This window comes from Pseudomonas sp. MT3 (assembly GCF_054720805.1).
Map to the genome: position 1 here is coordinate 1 of NZ_JBTVPY010000047.1, position 1591 is coordinate 1591.

3 protein-coding genes are annotated in these 1591 nt (G+C 63.7%); all 3 read right to left on the reverse strand.

What is annotated here, in order from left to right; genetic code table 11:
- On the reverse strand, positions 1-780 hold a 780-nt coding region (gene tnpC / locus ACYCAX_RS26510), incomplete at its 3' end, for an IS66 family transposase (protein ID WP_460249208.1).
- Positions 781-841: 61 nt separating this feature from the next.
- Positions 842-1177, reverse strand: a complete 336-nt coding sequence (gene tnpB, locus ACYCAX_RS26515) for an IS66 family insertion sequence element accessory protein TnpB (RefSeq protein ID WP_460249209.1) — start codon at positions 1175-1177, stop codon at positions 842-844.
- Positions 1174-1491, reverse strand: coding sequence for an IS66-like element accessory protein TnpA (tnpA, locus tag ACYCAX_RS26520; RefSeq protein WP_041015591.1), 318 nt, complete (start codon positions 1489-1491; stop codon positions 1174-1176). Before tnpA ends, tnpB begins: the two co-directional genes overlap by 4 nt.
- Between the last annotated feature and the right edge of the window lie 100 nt (positions 1492-1591).

Consider the following 1591-nt stretch of genomic DNA (forward strand, 5'->3'; position numbering starts at 1 on the left):
GCCCGGCGCGAGCATTTGCACCGGGGTTTCGTCAGCGTGGATCACGCGTTGGCCCAGCACGGCTTCGCGCAGCGCATCGACCAGCGGCTGGAGCTGCACGCCGGTTTGCCCGACCCACTGCGCCAGCGTCGAACGAGCGATAGCCAGGCCGGCGCGGCCGAAGATCTTTTCCTGTCGGTACAGCGGCAGATGGTCGGCGAACTTGGCCACCATCACGTGCGCCAACAGGCCGGCGGTGGGGATCCCCTTGTCGATCACCTGCGCCGGCACTGGCGCCTGGATCAGCGTTTCGCACTGGCGGCAGGCCCATTTCCCACGCACGTGCTGCTCGACGGTGAACACGCCCGGCGTGTAATCCAGTTTTTCGCTGACGTCTTCACCCACGCGTAGCAGCTGGCAGCCGCAGGCGCACTGGGTGTTCTCCGGTTCGTGATGGATCACGGTGCGCGGGAGCTGCGCTGGCAGCGGTGTGCGCTTGGGCTGCTGGCGTGCGTCGGCCGGCGCAGCCGGCGGATTGACCGCGTTCAGCTCCGCCTCGATGGCCACGATGTCGGTGTCGAGCAGGTCATCCAGCAGGCGGCCCTGGTCAGGGCTCAGTTGCTCACTACGCTTGGCAAACTTGTGCCGCTTGAGGATGGCGATTTCGTGGGTGAGGTTCTCGATAACCGTTTGGTCGCGGTGGATCCTCTTGCCCATCACGTCGACCTGCGTGAGCAACTGCGCGGCCAGTGTGCGCAGCTGGTCAGGCGTCAGTTGGTCGAGATTGGGCGCGGAAGTCATGCCGCTGATTGTGCCAGAGCAGGCGATCAGCGGAGATAAACCGATGGGCTAATGGCAGGTGCTACAGCACTGTGATCGCGCCGGCTGCACCGACCCGCTGCCAGGGTAGACCCAGCACCAAAGCCTGAAGTTGCTCGGTGTCGAGTTCGACTTCCGAGCCGTGCCGGATGCCAGGCCAATGAAACTTGCCCTGGTGCAATCGCCGCGCGGCGAGCCAGATACCCACGCCGTCATGCACCAGGACTTTCATGCGGTTGGCGCGGCGATTGGCGAAGAGATAGGCGCAGTGCGGCTTCGCCGCACCGAACACGGCCACCACACGCGCCAACGCGGTGTCGGTGCCGGCGCGCATATCCATCGGCTCGGTGGCGAGCCAGATGGCATCGATTCGGATCACGGGGTGAGCCCACGCACAAAGCGGGCGCAACCTTCAGGATCGGAGGCTGGCCATTTCACCGTGACCGATTGCTCGCCAAGGGACAACTCAATGAGTGCGAACGCCTCAGTTGTTCGTTTAGGCGTGGCCCTCAATGGCACGAACGCCGGCAACGCCGCTGGTAGCTGATCTCGGTAAAGCGGCAGCCACTTGCGAATGACGTTGGCGTTGATGCCGTGGCTGATGGCAACGCTGGAGACGGTCGCACCAGGTTGCAGGCACTCCTGAACAACCTGGGCCTTGAACGGTTTGGGGTAAGAGCTTCGTTGGCGCATGGAAATCCCGGCGATAAGGGCTATCGCGTCCGCTTAAAAATACGCGGACACCATCGCCCTTAATGCTGGAGTTCGGAAGGTGACTTGGCTGGACGCTTAC

What these genes read in the sequence shown, in the direction of transcription:
- tnpA (WP_041015591.1), bottom strand. Translation starts at nt 1,491, where the DNA reads ATGCGCCAACGAAGCTCTTACCCCAAACCGTTCAAGGCCCAGGTTGTT.